The organism is Streptomyces sp. RLA123 (assembly GCF_056270165.1).
This window is the reverse complement of the sequence record NZ_JBWDOR010000003.1, coordinates 3986625-4006263: the sequence shown is the minus strand read 5'-3', so window position 1 is coordinate 4006263 and position 19639 is coordinate 3986625. Positions and strand designations below refer to the sequence as shown.

General features: G+C 71.8%; 16 protein-coding genes and 2 pseudogenes. 12 read left to right on the top strand and 6 right to left on the bottom strand.

All coding sequences use genetic code 11. The features are described from left to right. Positions 1–44: 44 nt before the first annotated feature. The 4 genes and pseudogenes from RV983_RS18165 to RV983_RS18150 form a co-directional block, all read left to right on the top strand. Positions 45–1592, top strand: coding sequence for a cytochrome ubiquinol oxidase subunit I (locus tag RV983_RS18165; RefSeq protein ID WP_475986811.1), 1548 nt, complete (start codon positions 45–47; stop codon positions 1590–1592). Positions 1593–1603: 11 nt separating this feature from the next. After that, a complete protein-coding gene (gene cydB / locus RV983_RS18160) occupies positions 1604–2605 on the top strand; it encodes a cytochrome d ubiquinol oxidase subunit II (protein ID WP_475986810.1) in 1002 nt (333 codons plus the stop codon). A 22-nt stretch (positions 2606–2627) separates the two neighbouring features. Continuing rightward, positions 2628–6089, top strand: a complete 3462-nt coding sequence (cydD, locus tag RV983_RS18155; RefSeq protein ID WP_475986809.1) for a thiol reductant ABC exporter subunit CydD — start codon at positions 2628–2630, stop codon at positions 6087–6089. A 51-nt stretch (positions 6090–6140) separates the two neighbouring features. Continuing rightward, positions 6141–7241: pseudogene (locus RV983_RS18150) on the top strand (GAF domain-containing sensor histidine kinase); the annotation flags it as partial. An 18-nt stretch (positions 7242–7259) separates the two neighbouring features. On the opposite strand, the gene RV983_RS18145 reads toward RV983_RS18150, so the two are convergent. Further along, the gene (locus RV983_RS18145; RefSeq protein WP_475986808.1) at positions 7260–8117 is read right to left on the bottom strand and encodes an HAD family hydrolase; all 858 of its coding nucleotides are present in this window, start codon (positions 8115–8117) and stop codon (positions 7260–7262) included. A 110-nt stretch (positions 8118–8227) separates the two neighbouring features. Here RV983_RS18145 and RV983_RS18140 point away from each other — a divergent pair, with 110 nt between their 5' ends. After that, positions 8228–8659 (top strand): DUF6083 domain-containing protein, encoded by a 432-nt coding sequence (locus RV983_RS18140; protein WP_475986807.1) that lies wholly within the window; start codon positions 8228–8230, stop codon positions 8657–8659. On the opposite strand, the gene RV983_RS18135 is transcribed toward RV983_RS18140, so the two are convergent. Then, positions 8652–9542, bottom strand: coding sequence for an LLM class flavin-dependent oxidoreductase (locus RV983_RS18135; protein WP_475986806.1), 891 nt, complete (start codon positions 9540–9542; stop codon positions 8652–8654). The genes RV983_RS18140 and RV983_RS18135 overlap by 8 nt on opposite strands. 22 nt (positions 9543–9564) lie before the next feature. Then, on the bottom strand, positions 9565–9909 hold the full coding sequence (locus RV983_RS18130) for a hypothetical protein (RefSeq protein ID WP_475986805.1): 345 nt from the start codon (positions 9907–9909) through the stop codon (positions 9565–9567). Between the two features lie 464 nt (positions 9910–10373). On the opposite strand from RV983_RS18130, the gene RV983_RS18125 reads away from it, so the two are divergent. Continuing rightward, complete coding sequence (locus tag RV983_RS18125) at positions 10374–11021, top strand: DUF6344 domain-containing protein (RefSeq protein ID WP_475986804.1); 648 nt, start codon at positions 10374–10376, stop codon at positions 11019–11021. Positions 11022–11125: 104 nt separating this feature from the next. Here the strand turns inward: RV983_RS18125 and RV983_RS18120 are convergent, their stop codons facing one another. Next, a complete protein-coding gene (locus tag RV983_RS18120; RefSeq protein WP_475986803.1) occupies positions 11126–11854 on the bottom strand; it encodes a DUF6159 family protein in 729 nt (242 codons plus the stop codon). A 300-nt stretch (positions 11855–12154) separates the two neighbouring features. On the opposite strand from RV983_RS18120, the gene RV983_RS18115 reads away from it, so the two are divergent. The 6 genes and pseudogenes from RV983_RS18115 to RV983_RS18090 all read left to right on the top strand — a co-directional run. Continuing rightward, positions 12155–13069 carry an ABC transporter ATP-binding protein gene (locus tag RV983_RS18115; protein ID WP_475986802.1) on the top strand — a complete coding sequence of 305 codons (915 nt, stop codon included), beginning with the start codon at positions 12155–12157 and terminating at the stop codon, positions 13067–13069. Then, positions 13056–13973, top strand: coding sequence for an ABC transporter permease (locus tag RV983_RS18110; protein ID WP_475986801.1), 918 nt, complete (start codon positions 13056–13058; stop codon positions 13971–13973). Before RV983_RS18115 ends, RV983_RS18110 begins: the two co-directional genes overlap by 14 nt. Further along, positions 13970–14887, top strand: a complete 918-nt coding sequence (locus RV983_RS18105; protein ID WP_475986800.1) for an ABC transporter ATP-binding protein — start codon at positions 13970–13972, stop codon at positions 14885–14887. Before RV983_RS18110 ends, RV983_RS18105 begins: the two co-directional genes overlap by 4 nt. Before the next feature lie 24 nt (positions 14888–14911). Further along, positions 14912–15631: an ABC transporter permease subunit gene (locus RV983_RS18100; protein WP_475990363.1), complete on the top strand. Its 720-nt coding sequence runs from the start codon at positions 14912–14914 to the stop codon at positions 15629–15631. Positions 15632–15985: 354 nt separating this feature from the next. Further along, entirely contained in the window at positions 15986–16594 is a 609-nt protein-coding gene (locus RV983_RS18095; protein WP_475986799.1) for a YceI family protein, read from the top strand. A 34-nt stretch (positions 16595–16628) separates the two neighbouring features. Continuing rightward, positions 16629–17243 (top strand): annotated as a pseudogene (locus RV983_RS18090) (rhomboid-like protein); the annotation flags it as partial. Positions 17244–17295: 52 nt separating this feature from the next. Here the strand turns inward: RV983_RS18090 and RV983_RS18085 are convergent. Beyond that, positions 17296–18117, bottom strand: coding sequence for an HAD family hydrolase (locus RV983_RS18085; RefSeq protein ID WP_475986798.1), 822 nt, complete (start codon positions 18115–18117; stop codon positions 17296–17298). After that, positions 18114–19391, bottom strand: a complete 1278-nt coding sequence (serS, locus tag RV983_RS18080; protein WP_475986797.1) for a serine--tRNA ligase — start codon at positions 19389–19391, stop codon at positions 18114–18116. The genes RV983_RS18085 and serS overlap by 4 nt, the downstream gene beginning before the upstream one ends. Positions 19392–19639 lie beyond the last annotated feature (248 nt).

Sequence of the window (19639 nt, the reverse complement as noted above, 5' to 3'; positions counted from 1 at the left end):
CGGTGGGAGGGGGCAAAAGTATGTACGTCATACTGAGCTTGTGAATGCGTTCACTTTCACAAGCGCACCAGAACAGGAGGCGTGACGTGGGTCTGGCACTCGATTCCGTGGCCGTCGCGCGATGGCAGTTCGGCATCACCACCGTCTATCACTACCTCTTCGTCCCCCTGACGATCTCCCTCGCGGCCCTGACCGCCGGCCTGCAGACGGCCTGGGTCCGCACCGGCAAGGAGAAGTACTTGGGGGCGACCAAGTTCTGGGGCAAGCTCTTCCTGATCAACATCGCCATGGGCGTGGCCACCGGCCTCGTCCAGGAGTTCCAGTTCGGCATGAACTGGTCGGACTACTCGCGCTTCGTCGGCGATGTCTTCGGCGCCCCGCTCGCCTTCGAGTCGCTCATCGCCTTCTTCTTCGAGTCCACCTTCATCGGCCTGTGGATCTTCGGCTGGGACAAGCTGCCGCAGAAGATCCACCTGGCCTGCATCTGGCTGGTCTCGCTCGGCACGGTCCTGTCGGCGTACTTCATCCTCGCCGCCAACTCCTGGATGCAGCACCCGGTCGGCTACCGCTACAACAAGGTCACCGGGCGCGCCGAACTCACCGACTTCTGGGCCGTACTCAGCCAGAACACCACCGTCGTCGTGGTCTTCCACACCCTGAGTGCCGCCTTCCTGACCGGCGCGGCCTTCATGATGGGCATCGCCGCCTACCACCTGGCCCGCAAGAAGCACGTCGCGGTCATGCGGACCTCGCTGCGCCTCGCCCTGGTCACCGCGGTCGTCGCGGGGCTGCTGACCGCCCTCAGCGGTGACCGGCTGGGCAAGGTGATGTACCAGCAGCAGCCGATGAAGATGGCCGCCGCCGAGGCCCTGTGGGACGGCGCGTCCCCGGCCCCCTTCTCGATCTTCGCCTACGGCGACGTGGAGAAGGGCCACAACTCCGTGGCCGTCGAGGTCCCTGGGCTGCTGTCCTTCCTCGCCCACGACGACTTCGACTCGTACGTCCCCGGCATCAACGACGTCAACAAGGCCGAGCAGCAGAAATACGGCCCCGGCGACTACCGCCCCAACATCCCGGTCGCCTACTGGGGCTTCCGCTGGATGATCGGCTTCGGTATGACGTCCTTCGCGGTCGGCCTCGCGGGACTCTGGCTCACCCGCCGCAGGTTCTGGCTCGCCGAGGATCGTCGCACGGCCGAGGACGAGCCGCCGCACCTGATGCTCACCAGGAACACCGCCCTCAACCCGAGACTGTCGCGCTGGTACTGGCGGATCGGGCTGCTCACCATGGGCTTCCCGCTGATCGCCAACTCCTGGGGCTGGATCTTCACCGAGAACGGCCGCCAGCCGTGGGTGGTGTACGGACTGCTGCGCACCGAGGACGCGGTCTCCCCCGGCGTCTCCACCGCCGAGATGCTGACCTCGCTGATCGTCCTCACCGCGCTCTACGCCGTCCTCGCCGTCGTCGAGATCAGGCTCCTGGTCACGTACGCCAAGGCGGGGCCTCCCGAGCTCACCGAGGCGGACCTGAATCCCCCCACGAAGATCGGCGGCGACGCCGACGCCGACCGCCCGATGGCCTTCTCGTACTAGGGAGAGACGGCATGCACCTCCACGACGTCTGGTTCGTCATCATCGCGGTCCTGTGGACCGGCTACTTCTTCCTCGAGGGCTTCGACTTCGGCATCGGCGTCCTCACCCGGCTGCTCGCCCGCGACCGCCCCGAGCGGCGCGTGCTGATCAACACCATCGGCCCGGTCTGGGACGGCAACGAGGTCTGGCTGATCACCGCCGGCGGCGCCACCTTCGCCGCCTTCCCCGAGTGGTACGCGACCCTCTTCTCCGGCTTCTACCTGCCGCTGCTGGCGATCCTGCTCTGCCTGATCGTCCGTGTCGTGGCCTTCGAGTACCGCGCCAAGCGGGCCGACGAGCGCTGGCAGACCAGCTGGGAGTGGGCCATCTTCTGGACCTCCGCCATCCCCGCGTTCCTGTGGGGCGTGGCCTTCGCCAACATCGCGCACGGGGTGGCGATCGACCGGTCCGGCGAGTTCACCGGGCAGGTCTGGGACCTGTTCGGCCCGTACGCGCTGCTCGGCGGCCTGGTCACGCTCAGCCTCTTCACCTTCCACGGCGCGGTGTTCGCGGCGCTCAAGACCCTCGGCGACATCCGCGCGCGGGCCCGTCGCTTCGCCACCGGGGCCGGCGCGGTCACCGCGGTGCTCGCCGTGGCGTTCCTGGTGTGGACACAGGGTGCCGGTGGGGACGCGGCGAGCCTGGTCACCGTGATCGTCGCCGTGCTCGCGCTGCTCGGGGCGCTCGGCGCGAACCTGCGCGGCCGGGAGGGCTGGGCGTTCGCGCTGTCCGGGGTCACGGTCGTCGCCGTCGTGGCGACCGTTTTCCTGACGCTCTTCCCGGACGTCATGCCCTCCTCGCTGGACCCGGCGTGGAGCCTGACGGTCGAGAACGCGTCCTCGACCCCCTACACCCTGAAGATCATGACCTGGTGCGCCGGGATCGCGGCACCGCTGGTCGTGCTCTACCAGGGCTGGACGTACTGGGTGTTCCGCAAGCGGATCGGCACCCAGCACATCGCCGAAGCGCACTGAGCGACACGAGGGGCTGTTTCACGTGAAACCCGTCGACCCGCGGCTGCTGCGGTACGCCCGTGCCACCCGCGTCTTCCTCTCCGTCTCCGTCCTGCTGGGCCTCGCCGGCGCGGGGCTGGTCATCGCTCAGGCGATGCTCCTCGCGAAGATCGTGGTCGGCGGGTTCCAGGACGGCCTCGGCACCGACGGGTTGCGCACCCCGCTGCTGCTGCTCGCCGGGGTCGCCGTCGGCCGCGCCCTGGTCTCCTGGCTCACCGAACTGTGCGCCCACCGGGCCGCGGCGGAGGTCAAGTCCACCCTGCGCACCCGGCTGATCGACCATGCGACGCTGCTCGGGCCGGCACAGCTCACCGAGCGCCGGACCGGCGAGCTCACCACCCTGGCCACCCGCGGGATCGACGCCCTCGACGGCTACTTCGCCCGCTACCTGCCGCAACTCGGGCTCGCCGTCGTCGTTCCCGCCGCCGTCCTCGCCCGTATCGTCACCGAGGACTGGGTCTCGGCCCTCACCATCGCCCTCACCCTGCCTCTCGTCCCGCTGTTCATGGTCCTCATCGGCTGGGCCACCCAGGCTCACATGGACCGCCAATGGCAGTTGCTCGCCCGGCTGTCCGGGCACTTCCTCGACGTCGTCGCCGGTCTGCCCACGCTCAAGGTCTTCGGCCGCGCCAAGGCGCAGGCCGCGTCGATCCGGGCCGTGACCGCCGACTACCGGCGCGCCACGATGCGCACGCTGCGCATCTCCTTCCTCTCCTCCTTCGCCCTCGAACTGCTCTCCACGCTCTCGGTGGCCCTGGTCGCGGTCGGTGTCGGCATGCGTCTCGTCCACGGCGAACTCGACCTGTACACCGGGCTGGTCATCCTCGTCCTCGCACCCGAGGCGTATCTGCCGCTGCGGCAGGTCGGCACCCACTACCACGCGGCCGCGGAAGGGCTGTCGGCCGCCGACGAGGTCTTCGCCCTCCTGGAGACCCCGGCCCCGCGGCGCGGCGACGCCCCCGCCCCCGACCCGCGCACCGCGGCCGTCGAGGCCGAGGGCCTCACCGTCGCCGGCCGCCTCGGCGCGGTGTCCCTGCGGGTCTCGCCCGGCGAGACGGTCGCGATCACCGGAGCCAGCGGCGTCGGCAAGTCCACCCTCCTGAGCGTGCTCCTCGGCTTCACCAGGCCGACCGCCGGACGCGTCCTGGTCGGCGGCACCGCCCTCGACGACCTCGAACTCGCCGACTGGCACCGTCACATCGCCTGGGTTCCCCAGCGACCCCACCTCTTCGCCGGCACCCTCGCCGACAACGTCCGGCTCGCCCGGCCGGACGCCGACGACGCACAGGTGCGCGCCGCTCTCGACGACGCGGGCGCGCCCGAACTCGACCCCGCCCGCCGGGTCGGCGAGTCGGGCGCGGGGCTCTCCGCGGGACAGCGCCAACGGGTCGCGCTCGCCCGGGCGTTCCTCGCCGACCGGCCCGTCCTCCTGCTGGACGAGCCCACGGCGGCACTGGACGGGGAGACGGAGGCCGTCGTGGTCGATGCGGTGCGGCGGCTCGCCGTCGGCCGTACCGTCGTGCTGGTCGTCCACCGGCCCGCGCTGCTGGCGATCGCGGACCGCGAGGTGCGGCTCGGCGACGGTCCGGTGCGCGCGGGCATCCGGCCCTCGGCGGTGGCCATGTTCTCCGCACGTCCTTCGGTGACAGCCGGCCCCGTCGCCGCCGCCGAGCGGGTCCGTCCCGCCGTGACCCGGCCGGGGGAGGCCGGCGCCGCCCGGCGTGTGCGGGCCACGGCGTTCCCCTTGCGGCCGCGCTTCGCGCTCGCCGTGGTGCTGGCGGCGCTCGCGCTGCTGAGCGCGGTGGGCCTGATGGCGACCTCCGCGTGGCTGATCGCCCGGGCCTCGCAGCAGCCGCCGGTGCTCTATCTGATGGTCGCGGTGACGGCGACCCGGGCGTTCGGCATCGGACGGGCCGCGTTCCGGTACGCGGAGCGCCTGGTCTCGCACGACGCGACGTTCCGCGCGCTCGCGGATCTGCGGGTGGCGGTGTACCGCCGCATGGAACGCCTCGCGCCGGCCGGGCTGCGGGACATCCGCCGGGGGGACCTGCTCTCCCGCCTCGTCGCGGACGTGGACTCCCTTCAGGACTACTTCCTGCGATGGCTGCTGCCCGCCTCCGCGGCCGGGGTCACCGGGGCCGCGGCGGCCGGCTTCACGGCGTGGCTGCTGCCGGAGGCCGGCGCCGCCCTCGCCGTGGGGCTGCTCGCGGCGGGCGCGGCCGTACCGGCGCTGTCCTCCGCCCTGTCGCGCCGGGCCGAACGCGCCCTGGCCCCGGCGCGCGGGGAACTGGCCACCCAGGTGGTCGACGTGCTCACCGGCACGGCCGAGTCGACGGTCGCCGGGGCACTGCCCGCACGACGCGCCAAGGCCGCGGCCGCGGACCGCGCGCTGACCCGGATCGCGGCCCGCTCGGCGTCCGGTGCGGCGCTCGGAGCGGGCCTGGGTACGCTGCTGAGCGGGCTGACCGTCGTCGTGTGCGCGTTCGCCGGGGTGCAGGCGACCGCCGCAGGCCGGCTGGACGGCCTCGCGCTCGCGGTGGTCGTGCTCACCCCGCTCGCCGCGTTCGAGGCGGTCACCGGCCTGCCCGCCGCGGCCCAGCACCGCCGCCGCAGCCTGCGCGCGGCGCAGCGCGTCCACGATGTCCTGGACGCCCCCGAGCCCGTGCGGGAGCCGGAGCACCCGGCCCGGCCGCCGCGGGCACCGCATCCCGTCGTGCTGCGCGCCCTGACCGCACGGCACCCCGGGCAGGCGGCGCCCGCCCTCGACGGCGTGGACCTGGAGCTGACCCCCGGCCGCCGCCTCGCCGTCGTGGGCCCCTCCGGCGCGGGCAAGACGACCCTGGCCCACGTCCTGCTCCGCTTCCTGGACCCCGAATCCGGCGCCTACACCCTCGCCGGCACCGACGCGACAACCCTCGACGGCGACGCCGTCCGCCGCATGGTGGGGCTGTGCGCGCAGGACGCGCACGCCTTCGACAGCACGGTCCGGGAGAACCTGCGCATCGCCCGCCCCGGGGCCGGGGACGCCGAGCTGACGGACGCCCTGGCAGCCGCCCGGCTGGACCTCGGCCTCGACACCCCCGTGGGCGAGCACGGCACCCGCCTGTCCGGCGGCCAGCGCCAGCGCCTCGCCCTGGCCCGCGCGCTGCTCGCCGGCTTTCCCGTCCTCGTCCTCGACGAGCCCGCCGAGCACCTCGACCTGGCCACCGCCGACGCCCTCACCGCCGACCTGCTGGCCGCGACGGCCGGCCGGACGACGGTCCTGATCACGCACCGCCTCACCGGACTGGCCGACGTCGACGAGATCGTCGTCCTCGACCGCGGCCGCGTCGTGCAGCGCGGCACGTACGACGAGCTGGCCGTCGCCGACGGCCCCTTCCGCCGCACCCTGGAGCGCGAACGCGCAGCCGACGCCGGGAGCGCGGCGCTTCCCGCCCCGGCATGAGGGCCGTCGGCGGCCTACGCTCGCCGTATGGCAGAACGACTCGCCAAGCTGCTCGACGCGGTCGGCTCCGTCACCACGGCACTGCTCGGCAACCCGGGGGCCGGGGCGCTCGACGTCGTCGCCGAGCAGGCCCGTGCGCTGGTGGAGGCCGACGCGGGCCTCGTTCTGCTGCCGACGGCCGAGGGCGGTCTGGAGGTCGTCGCGGCCTCGGCCGACCACCCCGCCGGCCTGGTCGGCACCGTCCTGGAGGGCGACAGCCCGGCTGCCGCGCCCCTGCTGGCGGGAGAGCCGGTGTACATCGAGGACGCGGCCACCGACGACCGCATGGGCGCGACCATCACGCCCCGCTTCGGGCCCAGCATGATGCTGCCGCTGCTGAGCAGCGGGCATGTGATGGGGGCGCTGGCCCTGCCGCGGGTCCGCGGCGCCCCGGTCTTCACCGAGGACGACCGCGTCATCGCGGCCCAGTTCGCCGCGCAGGCCGCGCTCGCGCTGCTGCTCGCCGAGGCCCAGCGGGACCGCAACCGGCTGGCGGTCTACGAGGAGCGCGACCGTATCGCCCGCGATCTGCACGACCTGGTCATCCAGCGGCTCTTCGCCACCGGGCTCATGCTCCAGGGCGCCATCCGCAAGTCGGTGCCGCCCGAGGCCGAGGCGAGCATCGCGCACGCCGTGGACGAACTGGACGCCACCATCCAGGAGGTGCGCACCGCGATCTTCGCCCTCCAGCAGGAACCCGGTGACGACGCCCCCGCGGGGCTGCGCGCCCAAGTGCTGCGGGAGACGTCCGTGGTCGCCCGGGGTCTGGGATTCCAGCCCTCCGTGCGCTTCGTGGGTCCCGTCGACTCGCGGGTCGGCGCGCTCGGCGCCCGCAACCTCATCGCCGCATTGCGGGAGGCGCTGTCGAACGTGCTGCGGCACGCCGGGGCCACCCGGGTCGAGGTGATCGTGGACGCCACCGCCGTGCTCGGCGACGGGCTGGAGGGCGTCCGGCTCATCGTCTCCGACGACGGGGTGGGCATCCCGGAGACCGGGCGGCGCAGCGGTCTGCGCAACCTGGCCCGGCGGGCGGAGGCGCTGGGCGGCGAGTCCACCTTCGGGCCGGGCCCCGACGGCAAGGGCACCACCCTGGCCTGGGAGGCGCCCCTGTGACGGTGCCCGGCCCGGCGGTCAGCGGGCGGCGAGGATCCGCTCGATGACCCGGGCGACGCCGTCGTCCTCGTTGGCCGCGGTGTGGTGCGTGGTGGCCGCCAGCACGTCCGGGTGGGCGTTGGCGACGGCGTAGGAGGTGCCCGCCCACGACAGCATTCCCAGGTCGTTGGGCATGTCGCCGAACGCGACCACCTCGTCGGCGCTGATCCCGAGCTCGGCGCAGCAGCGGGCCAGCGTGGTCGCCTTGCTGACCCCGGTGCCGCTGATCTCCAGCAGCGCGGAGGGGCTGGAGCGGGTGATCTCCGCGTACTGCCCGGCCGCCGCCAGTGCGGTGCGCAGGAAGAGGTCCGGGTCCATCGACGGGTGCTTGGCCAGCAGCTTCAGCACCGGCTGACCGCCTCCGGCCGCCCCGAGCAGTTCTTCCACGGGCGCCACGAGCGCGTCGGGCATGGGCGTGTACGGCGGGTACGCCGGCTCGTACGCGAAGCCGCCGGTCAGTTCCACGGCGAAGGTCGTGCCGGGCACGGTGGTGCGCAGGGCCGCGACGACGGAGAGCGCGTCGCGCGCGTCGAGCGGATAGGCCGCGAGCAGGCGCCCCCGGTGCAGGTCGTAGACGGCGGCGCCGTTGGTGCAGATGGCCATGCCGTGGCCGGCGGTGTGCTCGGCGACGACGTCCATCCACCGGGCCGGACGGCCGGTGACGAAGAAGACCTCGACACCTGCCGCCTCCGCGTCCGCCAGCGCGGCGATCGTCCGGTCGGAGACGGTCTTGTCGTCGCGCAGCAGCGTGCCGTCCAGATCGGTGGCGATCAGCCGCGGTGCGGGGACCGCGAGGAGGGCGTCCGGGGACAGGGGATGCTGGGTGGCTGAGGTCACCGACCCATGGTCGCTCATCCGGTCCCCGATGGCTGTAGCCGGGGGCCGGGTGCGATCACCGCCACATTCCGCGCCGCGGCATTGTCAGTGGCGGCTGTCACCATCGCGGCATGGCACTCATGACGCGTTGTGAGGAACAGCCCGACCGGGAGCCGGTGCTCCTGGCCGATGCCGTGGCGACCGTCCTGGACGGCATCGGCTTCGCCTCCCGCGGGGAGATACCCGCTCAGGTCCGCGCCCCCGATCCGGCGTCCGGCACCGCCACGACATGCGCCCTGTGCGGCTCCGCCGTCGTGCGGCACCGTACGCCCGGCGGCCGCTGGATCATGATCGAGCCCGGGGAGCGGCCCGCCGCCGCCGTCCCGGCCGGCCGCCGCTGGCGCGTCGCGGGCGACGGCACCGCCGCCGTCCTGAGGGCTGCCGTGCCCTCCGGCACCTGCCGGATCAGCCACGTCGACGTCTGCCCGGCCGGCCCCCCGCCGGTCGCGTCGCCGGTGCGGCTCGCCCGGTGGCGGCGGGGGACCGGGCTCAGCCTCAGTTGAGCTGCGCGGGGGCCTCGGTGGCGATGCGCTCGAAGACCTTCTCGTCGGCCGCGTAGACCGAGTCCCGCACCGGCCAGTGCAGGACGATCTCGGTGATGCCGACTTCCGCGTACCGGCCGGCGAAGTCCACGAAGGCGTCCAGGGACTCCAGCGGGCGCTCCGCCGTCGACCCGGTGAGCAGCACCCGCTCCAGCTCGCCGGGATCGCGGTCGATCTCCGCGCACGCGATCTCCAGCTTGTCGAACTGCCGGGAGACCACGGCCGGGCAGTCCTCGACGGGCACGTCCGCCGGGCCCTTGGGATCGCCGTAGGTCACCCACGCCTGTCCGTAGCGGGCCGTCAGCTGCATCCCGCGCGGTCCCGTGGCCGCCACGGCGAACGGGATCCGCGGTCGCTGCACGCAGCCGGGGATGTTCCGCACCTCGCGGGCCGAGTAGAACTCCCCCTCGTAGTCCGCGACCGGCTCGGTCAGCAGCCGGTCCAGCACGGGCAGGAACTCCCCGAACCGGTCCGCCCGCTCGCGCGGCGTCCACGGCTCCTGCCCCAGCGCCGTCGCGTCGAAGCCGGTCCCGCCCGCGCCGATGCCCAGCGTGAGCCGGCCGTCGCTGACGTCGTCCACGGTGATGAGTTCCTTCGCCAGCGTCACCGGATGCCGGAAATTGGGTGATGTCACCAGCGTTCCCAGCCGCATGCGCTCCGTCGCCGCGGCCGCCGCCGTCAGCGTGGGCACCGCCCCGTACCAGGGGAGGTCCCGGAAGCTCCGCCACGACAGGTGGTCGTAGGTGTAGCCGGTGTGGAAGCCGAGTTGCTCGGCCCGCCGCCACACCTCCCGTCCTTCCGCAGCCCAACGGTAGATCGGCAGAATCACAGTGCTCAGACGCATGGGACGACCATACGGCCCGGGGTCATGCACCTCCCCGGGTCCAGCGGTCGAACGGCGGCAGACGGGCGACGGCGGGGGCCACGGCGGCGAGGGCGGTCGCGAAGTCGCGGGCAAGCCGGACGCAGTCGTCCATCAGCTCGTCGGCGGCGCGCACCTCGACATCCGGTCGCGGCACCCAGGACGTCCGCGACACGCAACTGATGCGCACGCGCCCGCCGTCGGGCCGGAACGTCAAGGTGCGCTCCACGCCCTGCGGATACAGGTCGACCTCGGTCTCCCGGCCCGCGCGCAGGCCGTCGACCGCCAGTCGTCCCAGCCGAATCCGCCGATGCGGAAGGCGGCGTCCGTCCGGGCCAGGACCCCGCATCCGTACATGGCCAGGTAGCAGTGGTCATCGGGGTCTTCGAGGGTTTCCGGCGGCACCGCGCGAACGCGTGCGACCGCCGACGGCGAGGGTCCCGTGAAGGAGAAACGGAAGGACACGGCGGCCACCGTATCCGGCGCCCGGAACCGCCCGGGGAGCTTTCGTCACGGCGGGTGGTCCTCCGCACATACGTCGAGGAAGCAGGGCCGTCCGGAGCGCCGCCGTGGCGACCCACCCCCCCGTTGGGGCCGGGGACTGTCGGGAGATAACACCGGTCTCAGGGCCCCGCAACCCGGGGGATTGTCAGGTGAACGGGCCTCCGAACGGGGGCGATGGGGTCCCGCTTGGGCCACCCGGGTGGTGTTGATCGGAATATCGCCACTCTCGAGGTGCGCTTCCGGACATTCCGTGCTCACTTCCGCATCATCGGACTAGTCGCTCCCCGACTCACGAGGAAGTGAGAGGTCATGGCTGCAAACACTCACACCAAGGCGTTCTGGAACGCCTTCGTCACGCTCCTTCTCAAGATGATCGCCGGTCTCGGCTTCGCCGTCCCGGCCGGCCGTACCACCGCCGCCGTCGCCCCGCGACAGCAGGCCGCCCCGCTCTCCCTGGTGGAGGCGCTGCTCGCCGAGACCTCCAGGGGGGTGAAGGCACCACCCACGGGTGCGGCGCCGGAACGCCGCGAACCCGTCGTCCCGCCCCGCGCGCGGTCGGCACGGCATCTCGTTCCCGCCGCCCGGCCACGGCCCGACCGCACGACACGGCAGGCAACGGCACACCGCGCCGCCCTCGCCCACCGCGCCGCGATGCCATCGGCATCGCCGGGGTCGCCGGGGTCCACGGCAGCGCACGAGTCGTCGGCCGCGCACCTCCTCGCCCCCCGCATCGCCGAGTGTCTGCGCGACCTGTCGCTGCCGCCCACGATGAAGCAGCGCATTCGCGCCGAGGCCCACGGCGCCTCCCCGGTGCCGCGCAGTGGTTCCCGCAGGGTCCGTGAGGGCGCTTCCGTCCAAGCGGCGACGGCAGGTGCCGACGAGACCTCGGCCAGGACCGCGGCCGAGGCGCACGCCCGAACGGCCGACCGTCGCGGCGACTTGGCACTGTGCGCGTGAGCGTCACGCACGCGCTGCAACGGACCGCGGGACCGGACGTCACGCCCGGAACCGGCAGCCCCGGCAGCCCCGACGGGTACGGCAGGACAAGCCGGTCAGGCAGGTCAGGCCGGCCGACGTGCCACCGCCCGCTGGTAGAGCGTCATCCGGTAGATGCCGGAAACGGTCGCGGAGAGCAGGCCCGTCGCGAGGAACAGCGCGACGACGCAGCCTGCCGCGGCGACCATGACCGTCACGCTGTCCGACTCGACCGCGAGGATGAGGGCGATGATCGCGATGATCACCACGAGGATGGTTGTCAGGGCCAGGCGTATCCCGCCGGCCACCCAGTTGCCCAGCTCCGCCCGGCCCAGTGTCACTGAGCGGCGCAGGCCGGTGAAGAGGCCGGTGCCCTCGGCGACGATCACGGGCAGCACGAAGAAGGTCCACAACGACCAGGACGTTCCGGCCAGTTCGAAGATCCAGGACACCCCCGCGGTCGACTCCAGGACCCGCAGCGCCATCCCCAGGCTGCTGCCGAGCAGGCACCACGCCAGCAGCGTCGGCAGTCGCCGCAGCGCCGCCCGCAGCGAGACGCGTACGGCCGGGCGCAGGCCCTGCCCCAGCGCGTGCACGGAGTGCAGGAGCGCCGCGTTGAAGTACGTACTGGTGCAGGACAGCAGGAAGTACAACACCAGGAGCGCCATGAACTGCCCCGTGGTGGGCGCCTGGTCGAGCCGCGCGCGCTCCCAGATGCCCCGAAGCGGCTGAAGCCACGCGATGAGCAGGAGGATCATCAGAACCCCCGCGCTCAGCGCCGGAAAGCACAACAGCGCCGGCCTACGGCGCAGCACGTGCAGGACCGTCCCGACGATGCCCCGTCGCCCGCTCCCCGAACCCCGCGAGCGCCGCGTACTCCCCGGGCCCCGCGAGCCCGCAGGACCGCCCGCGTTCTCCCGGTTCCCCAGGATTTCCCGGTTCTCCCCGTTCCCGACGCTCTCCACGCCCGTTCACGCCCCTCCCGCATGAGATTTCCGCCGGCCGCAACCTATCCGGTGATCACCCGTCCCCTACGGGAACCTCCGCCCCAAGGACTACGGACGACTACCCCCGAGACTGACGACGGGTGTGGTTCGCACCACTAGGTTCGTGGTGTGACTGTGATCGCTGCTGAAAGCCTGACGAAGCGGTACCCGAGGGTGACCGCTCTGGACCGGCTCACCGTGGACATCGAACCCGGGGTGACCGGGTTGGTGGGTGCGAACGGGGCCGGCAAGTCGACCCTGATCAAGATCCTGCTGGGGTTGTCGCCGGCCACCGAGGGCCGCGCCGCCGTGCTGGGCATGGACGTGGCGACCCGGGGCGCGGACATCCGTGCCGCCGTGGGCTACATGCCGGAGCACGACTGCCTGCCGCCGGACGTCTCCGCGACGGAGTTCGTCGTGCACATGGCCCGTATGTCCGGGCTGCCGCCGACGGCCGCGCGCGAGCGGACCGCCGACACGCTGCGCCATGTCGGACTGTACGAGGAGCGCTACCGCCCCATGGGCGGTTATTCGACGGGCATGAAGCAGCGCGTGAAGCTGGCCCAGGCCCTGGTGCACGACCCACGGCTGGTGCTGCTCGACGAGCCGACGAACGGGCTGGACCCCGTCGGCCGCGACGACATGCTCGGGCTGATCCGGCGTGTCCACGCCGAGTTCGGCATCTCCGTCCTCGTCACCTCGCATCTGCTCGGCGAGCTCGAACGCACCAGCGACCACCTCGTCGTGATCGACGGCGGACAGCTGCTGCGCGCCTCCTCCACCAGCGACTTCACGCAGGCCACCGCCTCTCTCGCGGTCGAGGTGACCGAGCACGAGGAGGAGCTGCTGAGCAAGCTCACCGCCGCAGGGCTGAACGCCCACGCCGACGGCCATCTGCTGCTCGTCGACATCGACGGCGACGAGACCTACGACACCGTGCGCGACGCCGTCGCCGAACTGGGCTCCGGCCTGGTCCGGATGGAGCAGCGCCGGCACCGCATCGCCGAGATCTTCCGGGGAGGGGACGACCGTGACGCAGCTTGAGGGACGCGCGCCGGCTGCCGGCGGCGCCCAGGACGTCATTCACGACATCGGGTACCGGCACTACGAAGGGCCGCGGCTGGGCCGCGCGTACGCCAGGCGCTCGCTGTACACGCAGAGCCTGCGCGGCGCCTACGGACTGGGCCGTTCGGTCAAGTCCAAGGTGCTGCCGATGATCCTGTTCGCGGTGATGTGCGGCCCCGCCGCGATCATCGTGGCCGTGGCGATCGGCACGAAGATGACCGAACTGCCGATCGAGTACACCCGGTACGCGATCATCATGCAGGCGGTGATCGGCCTCTTCCTGGCGGCGCAGGCCCCCCAGGCGGTCTCGCTGGACCTGCGCTTCAAGACGACGCCGCTGTACTTCTCCCGCCCGATCGAGGCGGTCGACTACGTGGCGGCGAAGTTCGCGGCGCTCACCACGGCGCTGTTCGTCCTCACCGCGACTCCGGTGCTGGTCCTCTACGTCGGCGCGCTGCTGGCGAAGTTCGACTTCTCCGACCAGACCTCGGGCTTCGCCAAGGCCCTGCTCGCCGAGCTGCTGCTGTCGATGCTCTACGCGGGCCTCGGCCTGGTGATCGCGGCGCTCACCCCGCGCCGGGGCTTCGGTGTCGCGGCGATCATCGCGCTGTTCACGCTCCCGTACGGCGCCGTCACCAGCGTCCAGGCGGTCGCCTCCGTCCAGGGCGACAGGGACGTGATCGGCTGGCTGGGGCTGTTCTCGCCGATCACGTTGATCGACGGGGCACAGACCTGGGTGCTGGGTGCGTCGTCCTCCTTCGTCGACGCCGCGGGCCCGCCGAACGCGGTGGCCGGAGTGGCCTACGTGGTTGTCCTGCTCGTCGCGATCGCCGGCTCCTTCGGCCTGCTGATGCGCCGCTACCGAAAGGCCGTCCTGTCGTGACCACCTTGTCCATCGACCATGTGTCCCGCTGGTTCGGCAACGTCGTCGCCGTCAACGACGTGACGATGACGATCGGCCCCGGCGTCACCGGACTGCTCGGCCCCAACGGCGCCGGCAAGTCCACGCTGATCAACATGATGGGCGGCTTCCTGGCCCCCTCGGTCGGCAGCGTGACCCTCGACGGCACGGTGATCTGGCGCAACGAGCAGGTGTACCGGCACATCGGCGTCGTCCCCGAGCGGGAGGGGATGTACGACTTCCTCACGGCGCGAGAGTTCGTCGTGGCCAACGCGGAGCTGCACGGCCTGCCCGACCCGGGCGCCGCGGCCGGGCGCGCCCTGGCCACCGTCGAGATGGAGTTCGCCCAGGACCGCAAGATCGCCACCTACAGCAAGGGCATGCGGCAGCGCGCCAAGATGGCCTCCGCGCTGGTGCACGACCCGTCGGTGCTGCTGCTGGACGAGCCGTTCAACGGCATGGACCCGCGCCAGCGGCTCCAGCTGATGGACCTGCTGCGGCGGATGGGCGAGGAGGGCCGCACGGTGCTGTTCTCCTCGCACATCCTGGAGGAGGTCGAGCAGCTGGCGAGCCACATCGAGGTGGTCGTGGCCGGCCGGCACGCCGCCTCCGGCGACTTCCGCAAGATCCGCCGCCTGATGACGGACCGGCCGCACCGCTACCTGGTGCGTTCCAGTGACGACCGGGCGCTGGCCGCCGCGCTGATCGCGGACGGTTCCACGGCCGCCATCGAGCTGGACTGGAAGGAGCGGGCGCTGCGGATCCAGGCGATCGACTTCGCCGGTTTCACCGAACTTCTGCCGCGGGTCGCGCGCGAGCGCGGCATCCGGCTCTTCACGGTCTCGCCCTCCGACGAGTCCCTGGAGAGCGTGTTCTCCTATCTGGTCACGGCATAGGGCGAGGAGCTTCCTGTGTTCCCACTGTTCAATCCCACCGTGGCCCGGCTGACCTACCGGGGTCTGCTCGGCCGGCGCCGGGCCCTGGTCCTGTTCGCCCTTCCCGCGCTGCTGATCCTCATCTCCGCGGCGGTCCGCGGGCTGACCGGCGCCGACGACTCCACCGCCACCTCGGTCCTGGGCGGTTTCGCCCTGGCGACGATGGTGCCGCTGGTCGGCGTCTTCGCCGGCACCGGCGCCGTCGGGCCGGAGATCGACGACGGTTCGATCGTCTACCTGCTGGCCAAGCCCGTCCCGCGGCCGACGATCATCGTCACCAAGCTGCTGGTCGCGATCGGTGTCTCGGTGGTCTTCTCCGCCGTGCCGACGCTGATCGCCGGTTTCATCCTCAACGGCAACAGCCAGGGCATCGCGGTCGCCTTCGCCGTGGCCGCGGCCGTCGCCTCGGTGACCTACGCGGCGGTCTTCCTGCTGCTGGGCGTGGTGACCCGGCAGGCCGTGGTCTTCGGCCTGGTGTACGCGCTGATCTGGGAGTCGCTGATCGGCTCACTGGTGCCGGGCGCACGCACGCTGAGCGTGCAGCAGTGGGCGCTTGCGCTGGCTCAGCGGATCGCGGGCGAGGGGCAGATCACGTCCGACGTCGGCCTGCCGCTGGCGGTGGTGCTGCTGATCGGGGTCACCGTGCTCGCCACCGTTTACGCGGGGCAGCGGATGCGCTCGCTCACGCTGGCCGGCGAGGAGTAGCCCGACGCCCCGCGGATTCGGCCGCCCGGGTGGTCTTCACCGCCCGGGCGGCCTGGTTTCTTCAGGTCGCAGCACATCGGATTGTCTGATGTGCTGAGTGACGTCCGAGACTCCGCTGCTCTGCGCCGTCGGTGTGTTCCTGGTCGCACTGGGGCTGCTCATCGCCCTCTTCCGCCCGGAGCTCGCCAGGCGCATCGACCTGCGCCTCGCCGCCCGTGGGCGGCGTCGGCGGCGGTTCTTGGTGTTTCCTCGAAAGTGGGCTCCGTCACGTTCCTCCTTGAGGATTCAAGGGAATGGCGTTACGGTGCAAGAGGTTGAAACGTAAACCAACCCCCGACGAGGAGTTAAACCATCATGGGCCTGTTCAGCCGCAAGACCGACGCCGAGACCGCGGGCACCCCCGACGCCGTGGCCACCGCCGACCTGGCGAACCTGACCGGCGACTACACGATCGATCCGACGCACAGTGAGGTCGGGTTCTCCGTCCGGCACGCCATGGTCACGACCGTGCGCGGTCAGTTCACCGAGTACGAGGGCTCGCTGAAGCTCGACGGCACCAAGCCGGCCAACTCCTCCGCCGAGCTGAAGATCAAGGTCGTCAGCATCGACACCAACCAGGCCCAGCGCGACGAGCACCTGCGCACCGGAGACTTCTTCGACGCCGCCGCGTTCCCGGAGATCACCTTCCGGAGCAGCTCCGCCGAGCAGGTCGACGCCGAGACCTACCGCATGCACGGTGACCTCACCATCAAGGACACCACCAAGCCGGTCTCCATCGACTTCGCCTTCAACGGCTCGGCCGTCGACCCGTACGGCAACCTGCGCGTCGGCTTCGAGGGCGCGACCACCGTCAACCGCGGTGACTGGGGCCTGACCTACAACGCGGCCCTCGAGGGTGGCGGCGTCCTGATCAGCGACAAGGTCAAGCTCACCTTCGACATCTCGGCGATCAAGGCGGCCTGAACCGGCTGAGTGCCTCGGCCGTCCCTGCCGCAAGATGGTGGGGATGGCATCGAACGAGCCGGCGCACGACGCCGGTGGCAGGCGACGCCGCATCGCTCCCGGCGACGCGGCGCGCCTGCTGTTCTCCGAGGCCCGCGCCTGGGTGCGCGCCACTCCCGGCACCCACACCTGGCTGCTCGTCCTCGCGGTGACCAGCGGCATCCTCGCGGCCGTCTCGCCGCACATCCGCGGTTTCCTGCTGCACCACAACAGCACCAACCTGGAAGAGCTCGGCAGCCACCCGGTCCGCGTACTGATCGTCAGCGCGCTGTGGATCGAGTCCCCGCCGGCCTTCCTGCTGTACTTCCTCTTCTACGAGGTCGTGCACGCACCCGTCGAGCGCCGGCTCGGCACGCGCCGCTGGCTCGCGGTCGTCGCCCTCGCCCACGTCGGTGCGACCCTCATCAGCCAGCAGGCCGTCTTCCTCGGCATCCACGCCGACCGGCTGTCGCCGTCACTGGCGCACACCGTCGACATCGGCGTGAGCTACGGGCTCGCCGGTGTGGCGGGCGTCCTCACCTACCTGCTGCGTCCCCCGTGGCGATGGGCGTACCTCGCGGCCGCCGCGGCCTTCTTCGCGTACCCGCTGCTGCAGTCCGGACGGACGTACACCGACCTCGGGCACTTCACCGCGCTGCTGATCGGGCTGGCCTGCCGCGGGCTCACGCAGCCGGGAAGAACCGCTCCAGCACCACGGCGATACCGTCCTCGGCGTTGGAGGCCGTTACCTCGTCGGCGGCGGACTTCAGCGAGGCGTGGGCGTTGCCCATGGCGACGCCGTACCCGGCCCAGTCGATCATCGGCAGGTCGTTGGGCATGTCCCCGAAGGCGATGGTGTCCGCGGCGGTCAGCCCCAGCCGCCGGGCGGCCAGCGACAGGCCCCTGGCCTTGGACAGTCCCAGCGGCAGCAGCTCGACGATGCCGGCCCCGGACATCACGACCCCGATCAGGCCGCCGGCGGCCGCGGTGGCCGCCTCGGCGAGCTCGTCGTCGCCCAGCTGCGGGTGCTGGATGTAGAGCTTGCTGATCGGCGCCGTCCACAGCTCGTCCAGCACCTCGACCTGGCCCACCGGCAGCTCCGACTCGAAGAGCCGGTAGCCGGGGCCGAGGACGATGTCGCCGTCCATACCATCGAGGGCGGCCGCGACGGCCAGCCGGCCGGTCGCCGCCTCGATCTTCTCCAGTGCCTGCCGCGCCGTCTGGCGGTCCAGGGTGACCGAGGTCAGCAGCCGCTTCTCGCCTGCGTGGTACACCTGCGCGCCCTGCATGCACACCGCGAGGCCTTCGTAACCCAGCGATTCCAGCACGTGCCGGGTGCGGGCGACCGGGCGCCCGGTGACGACGACGTGCGCGGCGCCGGCCGCGGTGGCCGTGGCGAGCGCCCGGCGCGAGCGCTCGGAGACGGTGTGGTCGGGGCCGAGCAGCGTGCCGTCGAGATCGGTCGCGATCAGGCGGTAGGGCAGGTGCGAGGGGTGCGCAGTCACTTGGCTACCGGCTCCAGCACTTCACGGCCGCCCAGGTACGGGCGGAGCACCTCGGGGACCCGGATCGAGCCGTCGGCCTGCTGGTGGTTCTCCAGGAGGGCGACGATCGTGCGCGGGATGGCGCAGAGGGTGCCGTTGAGGGTGGCCAGCGCGCGCGTGCCGTTCTCGTCCCGCATCCGGATGGACAGCCGGCGGGCCTGGAACTCGGTGGTGTTCGAGGTCGAGGTCAGCTCACGGTACTTGCCCTGGGTGGGGATCCACGCCTCGCAGTCGAACTTCCGCGACGCGGAGGAGCCGAGGTCGCCCGAGGCCAGCTCGATCACCCGGAAGGGCAGCTCCAGCGAGGTCAGCCACTGCTTCTCCCACTCCAGCAGGCGCTCGTGCTCGGCCTCGGCGTCCTCGGGGCGGGTGAAGACGAACATCTCCACCTTGTCGAACTGGTGCACCCGGATGATGCCGCGGGTGTCCTTGCCGTAGGAGCCGGCCTCGCGCCGGTAGCAGGGCGAGAAACCGGCGTAGCGCAGCGGCAGCTTGGCCCCGTCGATGATCTCGTCCATGTGGTACGCGGCGAGCGGGACCTCGGAGGTGCCGACCAGGTACAGGCCGTCCTTCTCCAGGTAGTACACGTCGTCCTCGACCTGGCCGAGGTAGCCGGTGCCGGCCATGGCCTCGGGCTTGACCAGCGTCGGGGTCAGGACGGGGGTGAAGCCGGCCGCGGTGGCCTGTGCGATGGCCGCGTTGACCAGGGCCAGCTCCAGCAGGGCGCCCACACCGGTCAGGTAGTAGAAGCGCGAGCCGGACACCTTGGCGCCGCGGTCGATGTCGATGGCGCCGAGCAGTTCGCCGAGGTCGATGTGGTCCTTGGGCTCGAAGCCCTCGGCGGTGAAGTCCCGCGGGGTGCCGAGCTCCTCCTTGACCACGAAGTCCTCCTCGCCGCCGATGGGGGCGTCGGGGTGGACGATGTTGCCCAGCTGGAGCAGCAGGCGCTGCGCCTCCTCGGCGGCCTCGTGCTGCTGGGTGTCGGCGGCCTTGACCGCGGCCTTCAGCTGCTCGGCCCGCTTGAGGAGTTCGGCGCGTTCGTCCCCCTGAGCCTTGGGGATGAGCTTGCCGAGCGTCTTCTGCTCGGCGCGCAGCTCGTCGAAGCGGGTACTGGACGACCTGCGCCGCTCGTCGGCGGAGAGCAGGGCGTCGACGATGCCGACGTCCTCTCCACGGGCGCGCTGGGAGGCGCGCACACGGTCGGGGTCCTCACGAAGCAGGCGAAGGTCAATCACGGGGACAGGCTACCGGTGCAGCAGGCCCGAACGCGACAAGTTAAGTGCTTTATGTAGTGTTATGTCCGATTTGAAAGACAGGGCCCCGGAAATGCGGCGCGGCCGAAAATGACGGTGAAGTGTCCGTCGACCGAATTCCGCACACCCCTCCTCCGAGAGCATGTGGCCTGTGGACAGCGGCAGTTGGAGCAGGTCCGGCGGGACGGGTTATCCACAGGGGGCCGGGTATTCCACCGGCTTGTCCACAG